The 16,546-nt window shown below is 72.5% G+C and carries 12 protein-coding genes; 2 read left to right on the forward strand and 10 right to left on the reverse strand.

Going from position 1 to position 16,546, the window contains the following annotated elements; genetic code table 11:
* Positions 1–5 precede the first annotated feature (5 nt).
* From ACFC8N_RS08930 to ACFC8N_RS08955, 6 genes are read right to left on the reverse strand one after another with little or no spacing between them, the layout of a single operon-like run.
* A complete protein-coding gene (locus tag ACFC8N_RS08930; protein ID WP_376287582.1) occupies positions 6–1,574 on the reverse strand; it encodes a 4-coumarate--CoA ligase family protein in 1,569 nt (522 codons plus the stop codon).
* A 39-nt stretch (positions 1,575–1,613) separates the two neighbouring features.
* Positions 1,614–2,774, reverse strand: a complete 1,161-nt coding sequence (locus tag ACFC8N_RS08935) for an acyl-CoA dehydrogenase family protein (protein WP_376287584.1) — start codon at positions 2,772–2,774, stop codon at positions 1,614–1,616.
* A 7-nt stretch (positions 2,775–2,781) separates the two neighbouring features.
* Positions 2,782–4,644 carry an acetyl/propionyl/methylcrotonyl-CoA carboxylase subunit alpha gene (locus ACFC8N_RS08940; protein ID WP_376287585.1) on the reverse strand — a complete coding sequence of 621 codons (1,863 nt, stop codon included), beginning with the start codon at positions 4,642–4,644 and terminating at the stop codon, positions 2,782–2,784.
* Between the two features lie 8 nt (positions 4,645–4,652).
* Positions 4,653–6,251 (reverse strand): acyl-CoA carboxylase subunit beta, encoded by a 1,599-nt coding sequence (locus tag ACFC8N_RS08945; protein WP_376287587.1) that lies wholly within the window; start codon positions 6,249–6,251, stop codon positions 4,653–4,655.
* Entirely contained in the window at positions 6,248–7,924 is a 1,677-nt protein-coding gene (locus ACFC8N_RS08950; protein WP_376287589.1) for an acyclic terpene utilization AtuA family protein, read from the reverse strand. The genes ACFC8N_RS08945 and ACFC8N_RS08950 overlap by 4 nt, the downstream gene beginning before the upstream one ends.
* Complete coding sequence (locus ACFC8N_RS08955; RefSeq protein WP_362816759.1) at positions 7,921–8,715, reverse strand: TIGR03084 family metal-binding protein; 795 nt, start codon at positions 8,713–8,715, stop codon at positions 7,921–7,923. Before ACFC8N_RS08955 ends, ACFC8N_RS08950 begins: the two co-directional genes overlap by 4 nt.
* Positions 8,716–8,833: 118 nt before the next feature.
* Here ACFC8N_RS08955 and ACFC8N_RS08960 point away from each other — a divergent pair, with 118 nt between their 5' ends.
* Entirely contained in the window at positions 8,834–9,679 is an 846-nt protein-coding gene (locus ACFC8N_RS08960; protein ID WP_376287591.1) for a helix-turn-helix transcriptional regulator, read from the forward strand.
* Entirely contained in the window at positions 9,639–9,833 is a 195-nt protein-coding gene (locus tag ACFC8N_RS08965; RefSeq protein ID WP_376287592.1) for a DUF397 domain-containing protein, read from the forward strand. The genes ACFC8N_RS08960 and ACFC8N_RS08965 overlap by 41 nt, the downstream gene beginning before the upstream one ends.
* Before the next feature lie 187 nt (positions 9,834–10,020).
* Here the strand turns inward: ACFC8N_RS08965 and ACFC8N_RS08970 are convergent, their stop codons facing one another.
* From ACFC8N_RS08970 to ACFC8N_RS08985, 4 genes are all read right to left on the reverse strand, one after another.
* Positions 10,021–10,983: an EamA family transporter gene (locus tag ACFC8N_RS08970; RefSeq protein WP_362816763.1), complete on the reverse strand. Its 963-nt coding sequence runs from the start codon at positions 10,981–10,983 to the stop codon at positions 10,021–10,023.
* A gap of 86 nt (positions 10,984–11,069) precedes the next feature.
* A complete protein-coding gene (locus ACFC8N_RS08975; protein ID WP_376287594.1) occupies positions 11,070–13,142 on the reverse strand; it encodes an ABC transporter ATP-binding protein in 2,073 nt (690 codons plus the stop codon).
* Positions 13,143–13,261: 119 nt separating this feature from the next.
* Positions 13,262–13,396 carry a hypothetical protein gene (locus tag ACFC8N_RS08980; protein ID WP_356020167.1) on the reverse strand — a complete coding sequence of 45 codons (135 nt, stop codon included), beginning with the start codon at positions 13,394–13,396 and terminating at the stop codon, positions 13,262–13,264.
* A 189-nt stretch (positions 13,397–13,585) separates the two neighbouring features.
* Positions 13,586–16,495 carry an FAD-binding and (Fe-S)-binding domain-containing protein gene (locus ACFC8N_RS08985; RefSeq protein WP_376287596.1) on the reverse strand — a complete coding sequence of 970 codons (2,910 nt, stop codon included), beginning with the start codon at positions 16,493–16,495 and terminating at the stop codon, positions 13,586–13,588.
* Between the last annotated feature and the right edge of the window lie 51 nt (positions 16,496–16,546).

The following is a 16,546-nucleotide window of genomic DNA, read 5'->3' on the forward strand; positions in this document are numbered from 1 at the left end:
GCTCCCTAAAGGGCCCGCAGTTCGCGGCGCAGGATCTTGCCGGAGGCCGCGCGCGGGACGGTGTCGAGGAAGGTGATCCGGCGGACGCGTTTGTAGGGCGCGACCCGTTCGGCGACGTACAGCATGATCTCGTTCTCGGTGAGGTCTTCGGCGGCGTCGGCCCGGCGGACGACGAAGGCGTGCGGGACCTCGTTGCCCTCCTCGTTGCAGGAGCCGACGACGGCGGCGTCGGCGATGCCGGGGTGGGTGAGGAGCAGCGCCTCCAGCTCGGCGGGGGCCACCTGGAAGCCCTTGTACTTGATGAGCTCCTTGACCCGGTCCACGACGTACAGCCAGCCGTCCGCGTCGACGTGCCCGACGTCTCCGGTGTGCAGCCAGCCGTCGGCGTCGATCATGGCGGTGGTGGCGTCGGGGCGGCCGAGGTAGCCCTTCATCACCTGCGGGCCGCGGATCAGGATCTCGCCCGGCTCGCCGGCGGCGAGGTCCTTGCCGGGGTCGTCCAGGGAGACGATCCGCATCTCGGTGCCGGCGACGAGGCGGCCGACGGTGCCGGCGGGGGCGTCGTGCAGGCGGGCGAGGGGTACGACGTGCGTGCCCGGGGACAGTTCCGTCATGCCGTAGGCCTGGCCGATCGGGGGCAGGCCGAGCCGCTCGGCGCACGCGCGCGCGAGGTGCGCGTCCAGCGGGGCGGCGGCGCTGATGACGTACTTCAGCGAGGACAGGTCGTAGTCGGCGACCGCCGGGTGCTTGGCGAGGGCGAGGACGATCGGCGGGGCGACGTACAGGCCGGTGATGCGGTGGTTCTGGATGGCCGCGAGGAAGGTCTCCAGCTCGAAGCGGGGCAGTACGACGACCGTGGCGCCCTTGCGCAGCGGCGCGTTCATCAGGGCGGTGAGGCCGTAGATGTGGAAGAACGGCAGGACGGCGAGGATGCGGTCGCCGGGGGCGGCCGGGACGGCGGGCTCCAGCTGGGCGAGGTTGGTGGCGATCTGCCGGTGGGTGAGCATGACGCCCTTGGGGACGCCGGTGGTGCCGGAGGAGTACGGCAGGGCCGCGATGTCCTCGGCCGGGTCCAGGACGGGCTGCGGCTCGGGGGCGGTGGTCGCGAGCATGTCGGCCAGGGAGCGGTGCCCGCTCGCGCGGTCGCAGACGAATATCTCCCGTACGCCGCTCGCGAGTTCGGCGGCCCGGCGGGCGGTGCCGAGCAGCGGCGAGACGGTGACGATCCAGCGGGCGGCGCTGTCGCGGAGCTGTTTGGCGAACTCCTCGGGCGTGGCGAGCGGGTGCACCGTGGTGACGGAGGCACCCGCGCGCGTGGCCGCGTAGAAGGCGGTCGGGAAGGCGATCGTGTTGGGGCTGTGCAGGGCGAGGACGTCGCCCTTGCGCACGCCGGCGTCGGCGAGCCCGGCGGCGACGCGCCGGTGGAACCGGTCCACCTGCTCGTACGTGAGCGTGGTGCCGTCCGTGCCGTCGATCAGCGCGGGCAGGTCGCCGAACTCGGCCGCCCGGCCCAGGACGGCCTCGTGGATGGGGAGTTCTACGGGCGGAACGTCTGCGTACTCGCTGCGGAACACGGTTCCTCCAGGCGGAAGCGGCGGCTCGGTCGGCCCGGCTCAGTACGACTTGGGCAGGCCGAGCGTCTGGTGGGAGACGTAGTTGAGAATCATCTCCCGGCTCACCGGCGCGATACGAGCCACGCGCGCGGCCGTTATCAGCGAGGCGAGGCCGAACTCGCGCGTGAGGCCGTTGCCGCCGAGGGTGTGCACGGCCTGGTCGACGGCCTTCACACAGGCCTCACCGGCCGCGTACTTCGCCATGTTGGCGGCCTCGCCCGCGCCCATGTCGTCGCCGGCGTCGTAGAGGTGGGCCGCCTTCTGCATCATCAGCCGGGCCAGCTCCAGGTCGATGTGCGCCTGGGCCAGGGGGTGCGCGACGGCCTGGTGGGCGCCGATGGGGGCCTTCCAGACGGTGCGGTCGCGGGCGTACTCGATCGCCTTGGCGAGCGCGTACCGGCCCATCCCGATGGCGAACGCGGCGGTCATGATCCGCTCGGGGTTGAGTCCGGCGAACAGTTGCAGCAGACCGGCGTCCTCGTCGCCGACGAGCGCGTCGGCGGGCAGCCGTACGTCGTCCAGGACCAGCTCGAACTGCTTCTCGGCCGCGCTCAGTTCCATGTCGATGGGGCGCTTGTCGAAGCCCGCGGCGTCCGTCGGGACGATGAACAGGCAGGGCTTGAGGCGTCCGGTGCGGGCGTCCTCGGTGCGGCCGACGACGAGGACGGCGTCGGCGATGTCGACACCGGAGATGAAGACCTTGCGGCCGGTGAGCAGCCAGTCGGTGCCGTCCTTGCGCGCGGTCGTGGTGATGCGGTGGGAGTTGGAGCCGGCGTCGGGTTCGGTGATGCCGAAGGCCATGAGCCGGGTGCCGTCGGCGACTCCGGGGAGCCAGGCCTGTTTCTGGGCCTCGGTGCCGAAGCGGGAGATGACCGTTCCGCAGATGGCCGGGGACACGACGAGCATGAGCAGGGGCGAGCCTGCGGCACCCAGCTCTTCGAGGACTATGGAGAGTTCGGTGATGCCACCGCCTCCGCCGCCGTACGCCTCCGGCAGGTTGACGCCGAGGTAGCCGAGTTTTCCTGCCTCGGACCAGAGTTCGGTGGGGGGCTTTCCTGCGGCGACCGCCTGGACGAGGTAGTCGCGTCCGTAGCGCTTGCCGAGGGCGGCTACCGCTGAGCGGAGGGCTTTGTGCTCTTCGGTTTCGATGACGGGAGACATGAGGCTCCTAAGAAGAGGTTTCCTGCACTACGGCGAGCAACGTTCCGGGTTCCACCTGCTGGCCGGTCCTGGTGTGCAGCGCGGTCAGGGTTCCGGTGACCGGCGCCGAGATCTGGTGCTGCATCTTCATCGCCTCCAGCCAGATGAGGCCTTGGCCGGCCCGAACCGCCGCCCCCTCCGCCAGGCCCTCTGCGACGCGGACGACCGTGCCCGGCATCGGCGCGAGCAGGGAACCGGGGGCGAGCTGGGCGGTGGGGTCGGGGAAGCGGGGCAGGGCGGTGAGGCGGGTGGTGCCCACGTACACCTCGTCGCCGTAGCGAGCGATCACGAACTTCCGTTCCACACCGTCCACTTCGAGTACGACCGCGCGCTCGTCGGCATGCACGACGCGTACCCCGTCCGCCGCCAGGCCTTCCCTCGTGTGCCAGTAGCGGACCTCCTGCTCCTCCCCCGCCACCGCATACCGCTTCACCTGCGGCTGTGAGGGCAGGTTGCGCCAGCCGCCGAAGCGGGAGCGGCCGTGGGCGGCGGCGAGGGCGGCGGCGAGGGGGGCGTACGGGTCGGGGGCGGGCTCGGTCAGTGCGGTGAGGTGGCGGTCGTAGAAGCCGGTGTCCATGCGGCCGCCGGTGAACTCCTCGTGGCGCAGGGAGCGGACCAGCAGGGCGCGGTTGGTGGCCGGCCCGTGGATCTCCGCGCGCTCCAGTGCTCCGGCGAGCCTGCGGATCGCCTCCGCGCGGGTGGCTGCGTGGGCGACGACCTTCGCGAGCATCGGGTCGTAGTGGACGCCGACGGTGTCGCCGTCGGTGTAGCCGGTGTCCAGGCGGGCGCCGGCCGGTACGGCGAGGTGGTGCAGGGTGCCGGTCTGCGGGGCCCAGTCGTGGGCGGGGTCCTCGGCGTACAGGCGGGCCTCGATCGCGTGGCCACGCGCGCGTGGCGGGTCCTTTTCGAGGGCCCCGCCCTCCGCGATCCGGATCTGTTCGGCGACCAGGTCGATGCCGAACACCTCCTCGGTCACGGGGTGTTCGACCTGGAGGCGGGTGTTCATCTCCAGGAAGTGCGCGCGGCCGTCGGCGACGAGGAACTCGACGGTGCCCGCGCCCCCGTAGGCGACGGCGCGCGCGGCCTGCACGGCCAGCGCGTACAGGTCCTGCGTGAGCCCCTCGGACAGGCCGGGCGCCGGGGCCTCCTCGACGACCTTCTGGTGGCGGCGCTGGAGGGAGCAGTCGCGGGTGCCGAGGGGCCAGATCGTGCCGTGGGTGTCGGCGAGGATCTGCACCTCGACGTGGCGGCCGTGCTCCAGGTAGGGCTCGATGAAGACCTCGCCATCGCCGAAGGCGCTCGCGGCCTCGGCGCGTGCGGCCTCCAGTGCGGCGCTCAGCTCCTCCAGACGGCGCACGATCCGCATCCCGCGCCCCCCGCCCCCGGCGGCCGCCTTCACCAGTACCGGCAGCTCGGCCTCCGTGACCTGCGCCGCGTCGAGGGGCGCGAGACCCATCAGCTCCTTCGCGCGGGTCTTGGAGGCCATCGCCTCGATGGCCTCCGGGGGCGGGCCGATCCAGGTCAGGCCGGCGTCGCGCACGGCGCGGGCGAAGTCGGGGTTCTCGGAGAGGAAGCCGTAGCCGGGGTGCACGGCGTCCGCGCCGGCGTCGAGGGCCGCCTTCACGATCAGGTCGCCGCGCAGATACGTCTCGGCGGGCGCCGCGCCCGGCAGCCGTACCGCCGTGTCGGCCACGCGCGCGTGGAGCGCGTTCTCGTCCGCGTCCGAGTGCACGGCGACCGTCCGGATTCCCAACTCACGGCAGGTGCGGAAGATCCGGCAGGCGATCTCGCCCCGGTTGGCGACGAGCAGTGTCGAAATCGCAGAGATCACGGAATCCCTCACATCCGGAAGACGCCGAAGCCGCCACGCGCGCCCTCGTAGGGCGCGGTGTGGATCGCGGACAGGCACAGGCCGAGGACGGTGCGGGTGTCGCGCGGGTCGATGACGCCGTCGTCGTACAGCCGCCCGGACAGGAACATCGGCAGCGACTCGGACTCGATCTGCTGCTCCACCATCGCGCGCAGGGCGGCGTCCGCGTCCTCGTCGTACGGCTGCCCCTTCGCCGCCGCCGACTGGCGGGCGACGATCGACAGCACGCCCGCGAGCTGCTGCGGCCCCATCACGGCGGACTTGGCGCTCGGCCAGGCGAACAGGAACCGGGGGTCGTAGGCGCGCCCGCACATGCCGTAGTGCCCGGCCCCGTACGACGCCCCCATGAGCACGGACAGGTGCGGAACCCTGCTGTTGCTGACCGCGTTGATCATCATCGAGCCGTGTTTGACGATCCCGCCCTGCTCGTACTCCTTGCCGACCATGTAGCCGGTGGTGTTGTGCAGGAAGAGCAGCGGGATGTCGCGCTGGTTGGCGAGCTGGATGAACTGGGCGGCCTTCTGCGACTCCGCGCTGAACAGGACCCCCTGGGCGTTGGCGAGGATGCCGACCGGATATCCGTGCAGGGCGGCCCAGCCGGTGACCAGACTGGTCCCGTACAGCGGCTTGAACTCGTCGAAGTCGGAGGCGTCCACGATCCGGGCGATGACCTCGCGCGGGTCGAAGGGGATCTTCAGATCGCCGGGGACGATGCCCAGCAGTTCTTCCTGGTCGTACTTGGGCGGCTCGGCGGGCGCCGGATCCGGGTACGCCTTGCGGTGGTTGAGGCGGGCGACGACCCGCCGCGCCTGCCGCAGCGCGTCCGGCTCGTCGACGGCGAGGTAGTCGGCCAGACCCGACACGCGCGCGTGCATCTCCGCGCCGCCCAGGGACTCGTCGTCGCTCTCCTCGCCGGTGGCCATCTTCACCAGCGGCGGACCGCCGAGAAAGACCTTCGCCCGCTCCTTGACCATGATCACGTGGTCGGACATGCCGGGGATGTACGCACCGCCGGCCGTCGAGTTGCCGAAGACGACGGCGACGGTCGGGATGCCGGCGGCGGACAGGCGCGTGAGGTCGCGGAAGATGGCGCCGCCCGGGATGAAGATCTCCTTCTGGGACGGCAGGTCGGCGCCGCCGGACTCCACCAGGCTGATGCAGGGCAGCCGGTTGGCGAGCGCGATGTCGTTCGCCCGCAGGGCCTTCTTCAGGCTCCACGGGTTGCTCGCGCCGCCTCGCACGGTCGGGTCGTTCGCGGTGATCAGGCACTCCACGCCCGCGACCACGCCGATGCCGGTGACGATCGAGGCGCCGACCGTGTAGTCGCTGCCCCAGGCGGCGAGCGGGGACAGCTCCAGGAAGGGCGTGTCCGGGTCGAGGAGCAGCTCGATCCGCTCTCGTGCGAGCAACTTGCCGCGCTGGCGGTGTCGTTGTACGTACTTCTCGCCGCCGCCCGCGAGCGCCCTGGCGTGCTCGGCGTCCAGTTCGGCGAGCTTGGCGAGCATGGCCTCGCGGTTGGCCCGGTGGTCGGGGCCGGCCGGGTCCAGGGCCGAGGTCAGGGTGGTCACAGCAGGGCCTCCGGGATGTCCAGGTGGCGGGAGCGCAGCCATTCGCCGAGGGCCTTGGCCTGCGGGTCGAAACGGTGCCGGGCGGCGACGCCGGCGCCGAGGATGCCCTCGACGACGAAGTTGACCGCGCGGAGGTTCGGCAGCGGATGCCGGGTGACGGGCAGGTCCCGGCTCTCGGGGATCAGTTGCCGGAACCTTTCGGCGGTCAGCTCGTGCGCGAGCCACCGCCAGGCGTCGTCACTGCGGGCCCACACCCCCACGTTGGCGTTCCCGCCCTTGTCCCCGCTGCGGGCGCCGACGACCAGCCCGAGGGGCGCGCGGCGGGTCGGCCCGGGCGGCAGGGGCGCGGGCAGAGCCGGTTCGGGTACGGCGTCCAGGGGCCGGGTCTCCTGGGGCGGCGCCACAGGGACACGACGTCCGTCGTGGAGGACGGCCACATGGTCGACGGCGCCATGGGGGACGTACCCATCCTCGAAGACCCCATAGGGCGCGGCCTTTTCCGGTGGCGAGAGCACATGGAACCCGGGGTAGCTGGCCAGCGCCAGCTCCACGGCGGCCCCGCTCAGCGCCCGCCCGACGACCCGCTCGTCCGCGTCCCGTACGACGAGCCGCAGCAGGGCGCTGGCGGTCTCCTCGGTGTCCGCGTCGTCCCGGTCGGTCCGCACCAGCTCCCAACGGACCTCGGCGGGCGGCGACGTGGCGAGCGCGTCGTCGAGCTGCTCCCGCACCAGCGCGGCCTTGGCCTCGATGTCGAGCCCGGTGAGGACGAAGGCGACCTCGTTGCGGAAGCCGCCGAGCCGGTTGAGCCCGACTTTGAGGTCCGGCGGCGGTGCCTCGCCCCGCACCCCCTCGATCCGCACCCGGTCCGCCCCGTCCGGACTCAGCCGTACGGTGTCCAGGCGGGCGGTGACGTCGGGCCCGGCGTACCGCCCGCCGCCGGTCTCGTACAGCAGCTGCGCGGTGACGGTGCCGACGTCGACCAGGCCGCCGGTGCCGGGGTGCTTGGTGATCACGCTGCTGCCGTCGGCGTGGATCTCGGCGAGCGGGAACCCGGGCCGCCGGACGTCGCCCTCCTGGAAGAAGGCGTAGTTCCCGCCGGTCGCCTGCGTCCCGCACTCCAGCACGTGCCCGGCGACGACGGCGCCCGCGAGCCGGTCGTAGTCCGTCCGCGCCCACCCGAAGTGGGCGGCGGCGGGCCCGGTGACCAGGGCCGCGTCGGTCACGCGCCCGGTGACGACGATGTCCGCACCGGCTTGCAGACACTCGGCGATGCCGAAGCCGCCGAGGTAGGCGTGGGCGGCCAGGGTGCCGGGGTGGGCGGCGGTGAGGTCGTCGCCCTCGACGTGCGCGACGGTGACCGGGATGCCGAGCCGGTCGGCCAACTCCCTTATGGCACTGGCCAGTCCGGCCGGATTGAGCCCTCCGGCGTTGGTGACGATCTGCACTCCGCGCTCATGGGCGAGGCCGAGGCAGTCCTCCAGCCGGCGCGGGAAGGTACGGGCGTAACCGGCGCCGGGGTCCTTGAGCCGGTCGCGGGCGAGGATCAGCATGGTGAGTTCGGCGAGGTAGTCGCCGGTGAGGACGTCGAGTTCGCCGCCGGTGAGCATTTCGCGCAGGGCGCTCGCGCGGTCGCCGTAGAAGCCGGAGAAGTTGCCGATGCGCAGGGGGTTCACCGCTCGCCCTCCTTCGGCGGGCGGCCGCCGCCGGGCGGCCCCGCGAAGGCCTGGGCGATGTCCAGCCAGCGGTCGGTGTCCGGGCCCACGGCGGTCAGGCCGAGGTCGGCGCGGTGGGCGCGCTGGGTGACGAGGAGGCAGAAGTCGAGGGCGGGGCCGGTGACGCGCTGCGGGGCGTTCTCGGGGCCGTATGCCCACGTCTCCCCCGTCGGCGCGGCGAGTTCGACGCGGAACTCTTCGGCGGGAGGGGTCAGCTGGTGGACGCTGTAGGCGAAGTCGCGTGTCCGCACCCCGAGTCGGGCCACATGCCTGAGCCGGTCGGTGGGTGGGCGCACCACACCCAGGGCGTCGGCGATGTCCAGGCCGTGGGCCCAGGTCTCCATGAGGCGGGCGGTGGCCATGGAGGCGGCCGACATCGGAGGGCCGTACCAGGGGAAACGGGCGCCGGGCGGCGCGGCGCGCAGGGCCTGGTCGAGGGCGGTGCGTCCCTCGCGCCAGGCCGACAGCAGCTCGGCGGGCACGAGCCGGGCGCCTTCCTCCGCGCCCTCGTCCACGAAGGAGTCGGGGGCGGCGAGCGCCTTCTCGACCAGTGCCCGGAAGGCGTCCGCGTCGGTGACGGCGAGCAGGGCCGAACGGTCGGTCCAGGCGAGGTGGGCGATCTGGTGGGCGAGGGTCCAGCCGGGGGCGGGGGTGGGCAGTGCCCACTGCTCGGCGCTCAACTCGGCCACGAGCAGGTCGAGTTCCTCGCTCTCGGCACGCAGGTCGTCGATGACGGGCGTCGGGTCGGCCATGGGGGGAGCATGGCAGTGAGGGCAGAAACAATCAAGCACGCTTGCATGAATTTGTTTTCCACAGGGCAACTCCTGTGTGCACGCGGGTCGCTACCCTCGGTGAACGGAGGTGGTGACGGTGAACATCCGCAAACTCGATCCCAGTGCGTCACCGTTGGACTACTACGGCTACGAGCTGCGCAGGGCACGGGAAGCGGCCGGCCTGACGCTGGCCCAACTGGGGTCGATCGTGTTCTGCACGGGGTCGTTCATCGGCATGATCGAGACGGCCGCGCGGGTGCCGCAGCGGGAGTTCTCCGAGCGGGTGGATGCGGCGCTGGGGACGGACGGCTTGTTCTCGCGTCTGGTCGGGCTGGTGTTACGGAGCCAGTTGCCCAGTTGGTTTCAGCCGTATGCGGAGATGGAGGCGAAGGCGGCATACATCTCCACGTACCAGGCGCAGTTGGTGGACGGCCTGCTCCAGACCGAGGCGTACGCCCGCACCGTGCTGGGTCTGCGTGACGACGCGGGTCTCGACTCCAAGGTGGCGGCGCGATTGGAGCGGCAGCGGATCCTGGAGCGCGAAGAACCGCCGGCCACCTGGGTGGTGCTCAGCGAGGCGGTGCTGCATCAGCAAGTCGGAGGCCGGGCAGTCATGCGGGAGCAACTCGCGCACCTCTTGACCATGCAGCAGCGCGCGTGGGTGAGCATTCAGGTGCTGCCGTTCACGGCGGGGGCGCATACCGGGTTGATGGGGTCATACGCCCTGCTGCGCTTCGACAAGGAACCCGACATCGTCTACACGGAGGACTTCGTCCAGGGGCACATGACGGCCAATCCACAAGCGGTCAAGGAAGGTTCGGTCCGTTACGATCAACTTCAGGCTGCTGCCCTCTCCGCCGAGGACTCGGCAGCGCTGATCGCCCGCGTGATGGAGGAGCGCTATGGAGACGAGCCGGGAGCTGTCGGGCGCGATATGGCGTAGGTCGTCCTACAGCGGCGACACGGGCGGCCAGTGCGTCGAGGTCGCCGATCTCACCCCCGCCACAGCCGTCCGTGACTCCAAGCACCAGCATGGGCCTGCCCTCCTCTTCCCCACCCGCGCCTGGTCGGCCTTCGTTCAGTCGGTCAAGGGCTGAAGCGACTGATCAGCCCCGGCCGGAAGCGGCCGGGGCCGGGATGCGCTGCGTGATCGATCGCCGCCGTCGGCGAATTCACTCCGCGCCGACCACCCGCCACCTGCGCACCACGTCCTCTTCCGTCGTCAGCCGCGTCCCGTCGCCGAGAGCCAGCGGGTCGAACGTGAGACCTCCGATGCCCCTGCCGTCACGCCTCCGGTGCCGGCTCCACCCGGGCCTTGCCGCGGCCCACCTGGGTGCGGACCGCGCCGATGCTGGCGGCGATGACCAGGGCGATGGCGGCCGCCTCGGTCCAGGACAGGGACTGGCCCAGGATGAGGAAGCCCGCCGTGGCCGCGATGGCCGGTTCCAGGCTCATCAGGATGGCGAAGGTGGAGGCGGGGAGGCGACGCAGGGCCAGGAGTTCGAGGGTGTAGGGGAGGACCGAGGAGAGCAGGGCCACGGCCGAGCCGAGGGCGACGGTGGTGGGGTTCAGCAGACGGGTGCCCGCCGAGGTGACGCCCAGGGGGAGGAAGAGGAGCGCCGCCACCGCCATGGCCAGGGCCAGGCCGTCCGCCTGGGGGAAGCGGCGGCCCGTGCGGGCGCTGAAGAGTATGTAGACCGCCCACATGGCGCCTGCGCCCAGGGCGAATCCGACACCTGTGGGGTCCAGGTCGCTGAAGCCTCCGCCGCCCAGCAGGAACACGCCGAGCAGGGCCAGACCCGCCCACACCGCGTTGATCGCGCGGCGGGAGGCCAGGACGGACAGGGTGAGCGGGCCGAGGACTTCGAGGGTGACCGCCGGGCCCAGCGGGATACGGGCGACCGCCTCGTAGAAGAGCCCGTTCATCGCGGCCATGGCGATACCGAACGCGACCACCGTGCCCCAGTCGGCGCGCGAGTGGCCGCGCAGCCCGGGGCGGCAGACCACGAGGAGGACGATCGCCGCCGCGAGGAGGCGCAGGGTGACGACACCCGGCGCGCCGGCGCGGGGCATCAGGGTCACCGCGAGCGCGCCGCCGAACTGGACCGAGATGCCGCCGGCCAGCACCAGCCCGACCGGGCCGAGTGAGCGGGGCGAGCCGAAGCGGCGCGGTGCGCCGGACGGGGCGGCCGGGGTCGCGGCCGGCGTGGTGGTGTGGGAGGCGTTGGTGCTGGAGGCGGCGGTCACGGGCTGTCCTGGACTTGATCGAGTATGTCTATCCCGATGTACTAACAAGTTCAGGGTAATGGACTTCGACAGGAGCGTGAACCCTTTTAGTAGCTGTCCCGCATCGTGGGATCCGGCCTCCAGTCCGCTCCCTCCTCGTCCCGGAAGAGCGGGCGGCCGTCGGCCAGGGACATCGGTGCGTGGTGTCCGTACGCGTACGGTCCCTGGCCCGGCTGTGCCGGGGGCCAGCCGCCCTGGGGGGCCTGCCAGGTCTGAGGGTCCTGCCAGGCCTGGGGATGCTGCCATGACTGGGCGTGGGGCTGGGGGGCGGGGGGCCGGGGCGGGGCCGGCCGGTGGTCCTCCCACAGCGGCATGCGCAGTTCGCCCGTGTCCATGACCGCGTTGTTCTGCGAGCGGTGCAGACGGGCGTACGCGCCGCCCCTGGCCAGGAGTTCGTCGTGGCGGCCGGTCTCGACGATGCGGCCGCGGTCCACCACGAGGATGCGGTCGGCGTCGGGGGCCAGGTTGAGGTCGTGGGTGATCATGATCGTCGTACGGCCCGCCATCAGACGGCGCAGAGGCTTCACGACGCGGCGGGCGGCCATCGCGTCCAGGCCCGTCGTCGGCTCGTCCAGGACCAGGACCGGGGCGTCGCGCAGGATCGCGCGGGCGATGGCCAGGCGCTGGAGCTGACCGCCGGACAGGCGGGCCGAGTTGGGGTCGACCCTGGTGTCGTAGCCGTCGGGGAGGCGGACGATGAACTCGTGGGCGTCGGCCGCCCTCGCCGCCTCCTCGATGGCCTGCTCGCTGGCACCGGGGCGGCCGCAGGCGATGTTGGCGCGGACCGTGTCGTGCAGGACGAGGGTCTCCTGCGGGAGCAGGGTGACGTACTCGCGCAGGCGGGCCAGGGGGAAGTCGCGCAGCGGGACGCCGTCCAGCAGGACCTCGCCGGCGTCGGGGTCGTAGAAGCGGAGCAGGAGCTTGGAGACCGTGGACTTCCCGGCGCCGCTCGGGCCGGTGACGATCACCAGCTCGCCGGGGCTGACCGTGAAGGAGAGGCCTTCGAGGGCGGTCTTCTCGGCGCCCGGGTAGGTGAAGGTGGCCTGCCGGACCTCGACCGTGCCGTCCGGGCGGCCGGTCTCCGTGCCGCGCGGGGGGTCGGTGACCGAGGGGCGGACGTCGAGGATCTCGATGAGGCGCTCGGCGCCCGCCGTGGCGGCGGTGACGGTGAGGCCGAGCTGGGCGAGGCCGCGCACGGGCGGGTAGAGGTAGCCGAGGAAGGCGGCGAAGGCGAGGAGCCGGCCGAGGGTCATGCGGCCGGTGGAGATCTCCCAGGCGCCGATGCCGATCACCGCGAGCACGCAGACCGTCTCGATGACCTGGACGAGCTGTTCGTAGGCCTCGTTGAGGCGGGTGGAGCGGACCGAGGCGCGGAACCAGGCGTTCGCCTCCTCGCCCAGCCGGCGGCGCTCGGCGTCGCGGCGGTCGTAGGCCTGGGTGAGCACGATGTTGCCGAGGGACTCCTCGACCACGGAGGTGATGGCGCCGTCGGCGACCCGGCCCGCGCGCGAGACGTCCTTGATGGAACCGGAGAAGCGGCGCGCGGCCAGCCAGAACAGGGGCGCGAGCACGAAGGTCGCGGCGGCCAGGTCCCAGCGCAGCCAGAACGCGGCGGCGGCGTAGAAGAGGGCGGAGAAGGCGGCCGAGGCGGCGCCGACCAGGCCGGACACGACCAGCGTCTCGATCGCCTCGACGTCGCTGGTCAGCCGGGAGAGCAGATCGCCCTGGCGGTGGCGCTGGAAGAAGTGCGGCGGCAACTGCTGGACATGGTCGAAGACGTGCTCGCGCAGCCGCATCACGAAGCGTTCGGTGGCCCACGCGGCCAGGGAGTTGCCGGCGTACGCGACGAACGCGCCGACGACGGCGACACCCAGCCACTTCAGGGCCGGTGCCCAGAACGCGGCCAGCGACCCCTTCTCCAGGGCGTGGTCGGTGAGGTCGCCGAACAGCAGGACGGCCTCGGTCTCGGCGAGCGCGGCGATCACCGTGCACACCCAGACGACGAGCAGCCATTTCCTGAGGCCCCGGGTCAGCGGCCAGAACCGGCGGAACGCCGCCCGGGCGGGAGTCGTGGGGGTCTCGTACGCGTCGTCCTCGAATTCTTCACCGTCGCCGATCACCCGACCCCCTCCCTGGAGTTCCTGGAATTTTTGGAATTTCTACGGCTCCGGAGATTCCGGAATGAAAAAAGAAAGGGGGCCGACGGTGCACCATCGACCCCTTTCGGATCAGCTCGGGGTTACTGGTCCCGGCCGGGGAAGGGCTTGGGCAGCGGCTTCGGCTCGTGCTTCCGCGGCTTCGGCTTCGGGTGCGGCGGCGGGGGAAGCTGCTTCTTGGGCTTGGGGGGCAGCGGGACAAGCTTGTTGAAGCCCATTTCCTACTCCTGGTGTTTCGCAGTTCTTGTGGTTTCGAGAATTCCGCGTCCGGCTCCCGACATCGAAGAACCTACACGCCACCACAGACCCTGAACGGCAAATTTGGCAAAGGGGCGCTGTGAAAACATTGGCGGTTCCTGAGAGAGCCACTCGAACCTGAGAATTCTCTTATGAACCTGAGCACTCCCTTATGAACAACCGGAACCGGCCTCCAGCGCCTCCGCCAGTACCTCCGCCAGGTGTCTGCCTCGAACCCCGGCCAGTTGCGCCAGCTGGGTGCGGCAGGAGAAGCCGTCGGCCAGGACGAGCGCCTCCTCAGGCGCGGCGCGCAGCGAGGGCAGGAGCTGGTCCTCGGCGCAGGCCTTCGACACCTCGAAGTGGCCTTTCTCGAAGCCGAAGTTGCCCGCGAGGCCGCAGCAGCCGCCGCTCAGTTCGCCGGTGAGGCCCGCGGCCTCGCGCAGCCGGCGGTCGGGACTGTCGCCGAGGACCGCGTGCTGGTGGCAGTGGGTCTGGCCGGCGACCGGGCGGTCCACGGCCGGCGGCGTCCAGTGCGGGGCGTGCCGCTCCAGGGCCTCGGCGAAGGTGAGGACCGCCGCGGACAGCTCGGCCGCCCGCGGGTCGTCGGGCAGCAGCTCGGGCAGGTCGGTGCGCAGCGCCGCCGCGCAGCTCGGCTCCAGGACGACGACCGGGACCCGTGCCCGCAGCACCGGCTCCATCAGGTCCAGCGTGCGGCGCAACACCGCCCGGGCGCGGTCCAGTTGGCCGGTGGAGACGTACGTCAGGCCGCAGCAGACCCGGGCCCGGCGGGCGGTGAGGAGTGCGAGGGCCGATCTGCTGCGCCCCGTGCCGAGCGCCGCCTCGCGCGGCAGCAGCGTCGGCGGCAGGGCCACCCGCAGTCCGGCGGCCTCCAGCACCCGGACGGCGGCCCGGCCCACGGCCGGGGACAGGTGCTCGGTGAAGGTGTCCGGCCACAGCACGACCAGCTTCCCCGCGGGCGCTGACTCGGGCGCGGGCTCAGGCGCGGACCGGGGCGCGGATGCCGCCCGCCGCGTGCGCCACCAGCCGGTGAACGTCCGCGTCGCCAGCCGGGGGATGTCCCGCTCCGCCGCGATCCCGCCCAGGCGTTTGCCGACGGCGGCGAACGGCCGTAGCGAGGCCAGCGCGTTGAGCAGCCGGGCCGTGCGCGTGCGGGCCGCCCAGCGCAGCCACTCGGGCAGCCGGCCCATGCTGTGGTGGGCCGCGGGGCGGCGCCGGCCGGCGTAGTGGTGGTGCAGGAACTCGGCCTTGTAGGTGGCCATGTCGACGCCGACCGGGCAGTCCGAGCGGCAGCCCTTGCAGGACAGGCACAGGTCGAGGGCGTCGCGGACCTCGGCGGACTGCCAGCCGTCGGTGACCAGTTCGCCCGCCAGCATCTCGTGCAGCAGCCGGGCCCGGCCGCGCGTGGAGTGCTCCTCCTCGCCGGTCGCCCGGAAGGACGGGCACATCACGGCCGGGCCGGACGCCGTGGCCGTGCGGCACTTGGCCACGCCCACGCAGCGGCGGACCGCCGCGCGGAAGTCGCCGCCGTCGGCCGGATAGCCGAACTCCACGTCGACGGGGCGTCCCGGCAGCACCGAGAAGCGAAGGTTGGTGTCCAGCGGGGCGGGGCGGACCAGCATGCCGGGGTTGAGGAGGTCGTCGGGGTCCCAGAGCGCCTTGGCCCGCTCGAAGAGCCGGACCGTCTCGGCACCGTACATGCGCGGCAGCAGCTCCGCGCGGGCCTGTCCGTCGCCGTGCTCCCCGGACAGCGAGCCGCCGTGCTCCACCACCAGGTCGGCCAGTTCCTCGGAGAAGCGGCGGAAGCGGGCGACGCCGGCCTCGGTGAGCAGGTCGAAGTCGATGCGGACGTGGATGCAGCCGTCGCCGAAGTGGCCGTACGGCGTGCCGCGCAGGCCGTGCGCGGACAGCAGCGCGCGGAAGTCGCGCAGGTAGGCGCCGAGCCGGGCGGGCGGCACCGCGCAGTCCTCCCAGCCGGGCCAGGCCTCGGAGCCGTCGGGCAGGCGGGTCGCCGTGCCGCTCGCGTCCTCGCGGACGCGCCACAGGGCCCGCTGGGCACCCGCGTCCGTCACCACCAGGGCGTCGACGACGTCGGCCGCGCGGACGATCTGCTCCGCACGCGCGCGTGCCTCGCCCGCCGACTCCCCGCCGGTCTCCACGAACAGCCAGGCGCCGCCCTTCGGCAGCCCGGCCGCCGAACGGACCAGATCGGCCGCCATGCCCTCCACCGTCAGCGGGCCGAGCGGCAGGAGTCCGGCCGCGGCCTCGGCCGCCGCGCTCTCGTCGCCGTAGCCCAGCACGGCGAGCGCACGCGCGCGCGGCGCCTGCACCAGCCGTACGACCGCCTCGGTCAGGATGCCGAGCGTGCCTTCCGAGCCGCAGAAGGAGCGGGCCACGTCGGCGCCCTTCTCGGGCAGCAGGGCGTCCAGCGCGTACCCCGAGATGCGGCGGGGCAGGTCGGGGAAGCCGGTGCGCAGCCGGGCCGGCTCGCCCGCCGCCAGCTCCCGCAGGCCGTCCGGCGCCCCGGCCCAGTCCCGCCCCGGCCGCAGGAACTGCCCGCGCGCGGTGACGACGGACAGCTCGCGCACGCTGTCCGCGGTGGTCCCCCAGGCGACGGAGTGGGAGCCGCACGAGTTGTTGCCGATCATTCCGCCGAGCGTGCATCTGCTGTGCGTGGACGGGTCCGGGCCGAAACGCAGGCCGTGCGGGGCGGCGGCCTCCTGGAGCCGGTCGAGGACGAGGCCGGGCTGGACGACGGCCGTGCGCTCGCCCGGATCCAGCTCCAGCAGGCGGTTCATGTGCCGCGTGAAGTCCAGCACCACGCCCGTGCCCGTCGCCTGCCCGGCGATCGACGTGCCCCCGCCGCGCGCCACCACCGGCACCCCGCGCGCCCGGCACACCGCCAGCACGGCGGCCACGTCGTCGGCGTCTCTCGGGGCCACGACGCCGAGCGGGACGCGTCGGTAGTTGGACGCGTCCATCGTGACCAGCGCCCGGGAGGTGACGTCGAAGCCCACCTCTCCCCGGACGGACCTGCGCAGCGCCTCGGCGAGATCTGTCATGCGTCCAGCATGCATCCGATCACGCACCGTCACCGAAAGTTTTCCACAGCC

Origin of the sequence: Streptomyces sp. NPDC055966 (genome assembly GCF_042269865.1) — a bacterium.
Taxonomy (GTDB): Bacteria; Actinomycetota; Actinomycetes; order Streptomycetales; family Streptomycetaceae; genus Streptomyces.

Coding starts and splice junctions, on each gene's coding strand:
- ACFC8N_RS08935 (WP_376287584.1), bottom strand. CDS start 2,774: ATGTCTCCCGTCATCGAAACCGAAGAGCACAAAGCCCTCCGCTCAGCG.
- ACFC8N_RS08985 (WP_376287596.1), bottom strand. CDS start 16,495: ATGACAGATCTCGCCGAGGCGCTGCGCAGGTCCGTCCGGGGAGAGGTG.
- ACFC8N_RS08955 (WP_362816759.1), bottom strand. CDS start 8,715: ATGGCCGACCCGACGCCCGTCATCGACGACCTGCGTGCCGAGAGCGAG.
- ACFC8N_RS08980 (WP_356020167.1), bottom strand. CDS start 13,396: ATGGGCTTCAACAAGCTTGTCCCGCTGCCCCCCAAGCCCAAGAAGCAG.
- ACFC8N_RS08965 (WP_376287592.1), top strand. CDS start 9,639: ATGGAGACGAGCCGGGAGCTGTCGGGCGCGATATGGCGTAGGTCGTCC.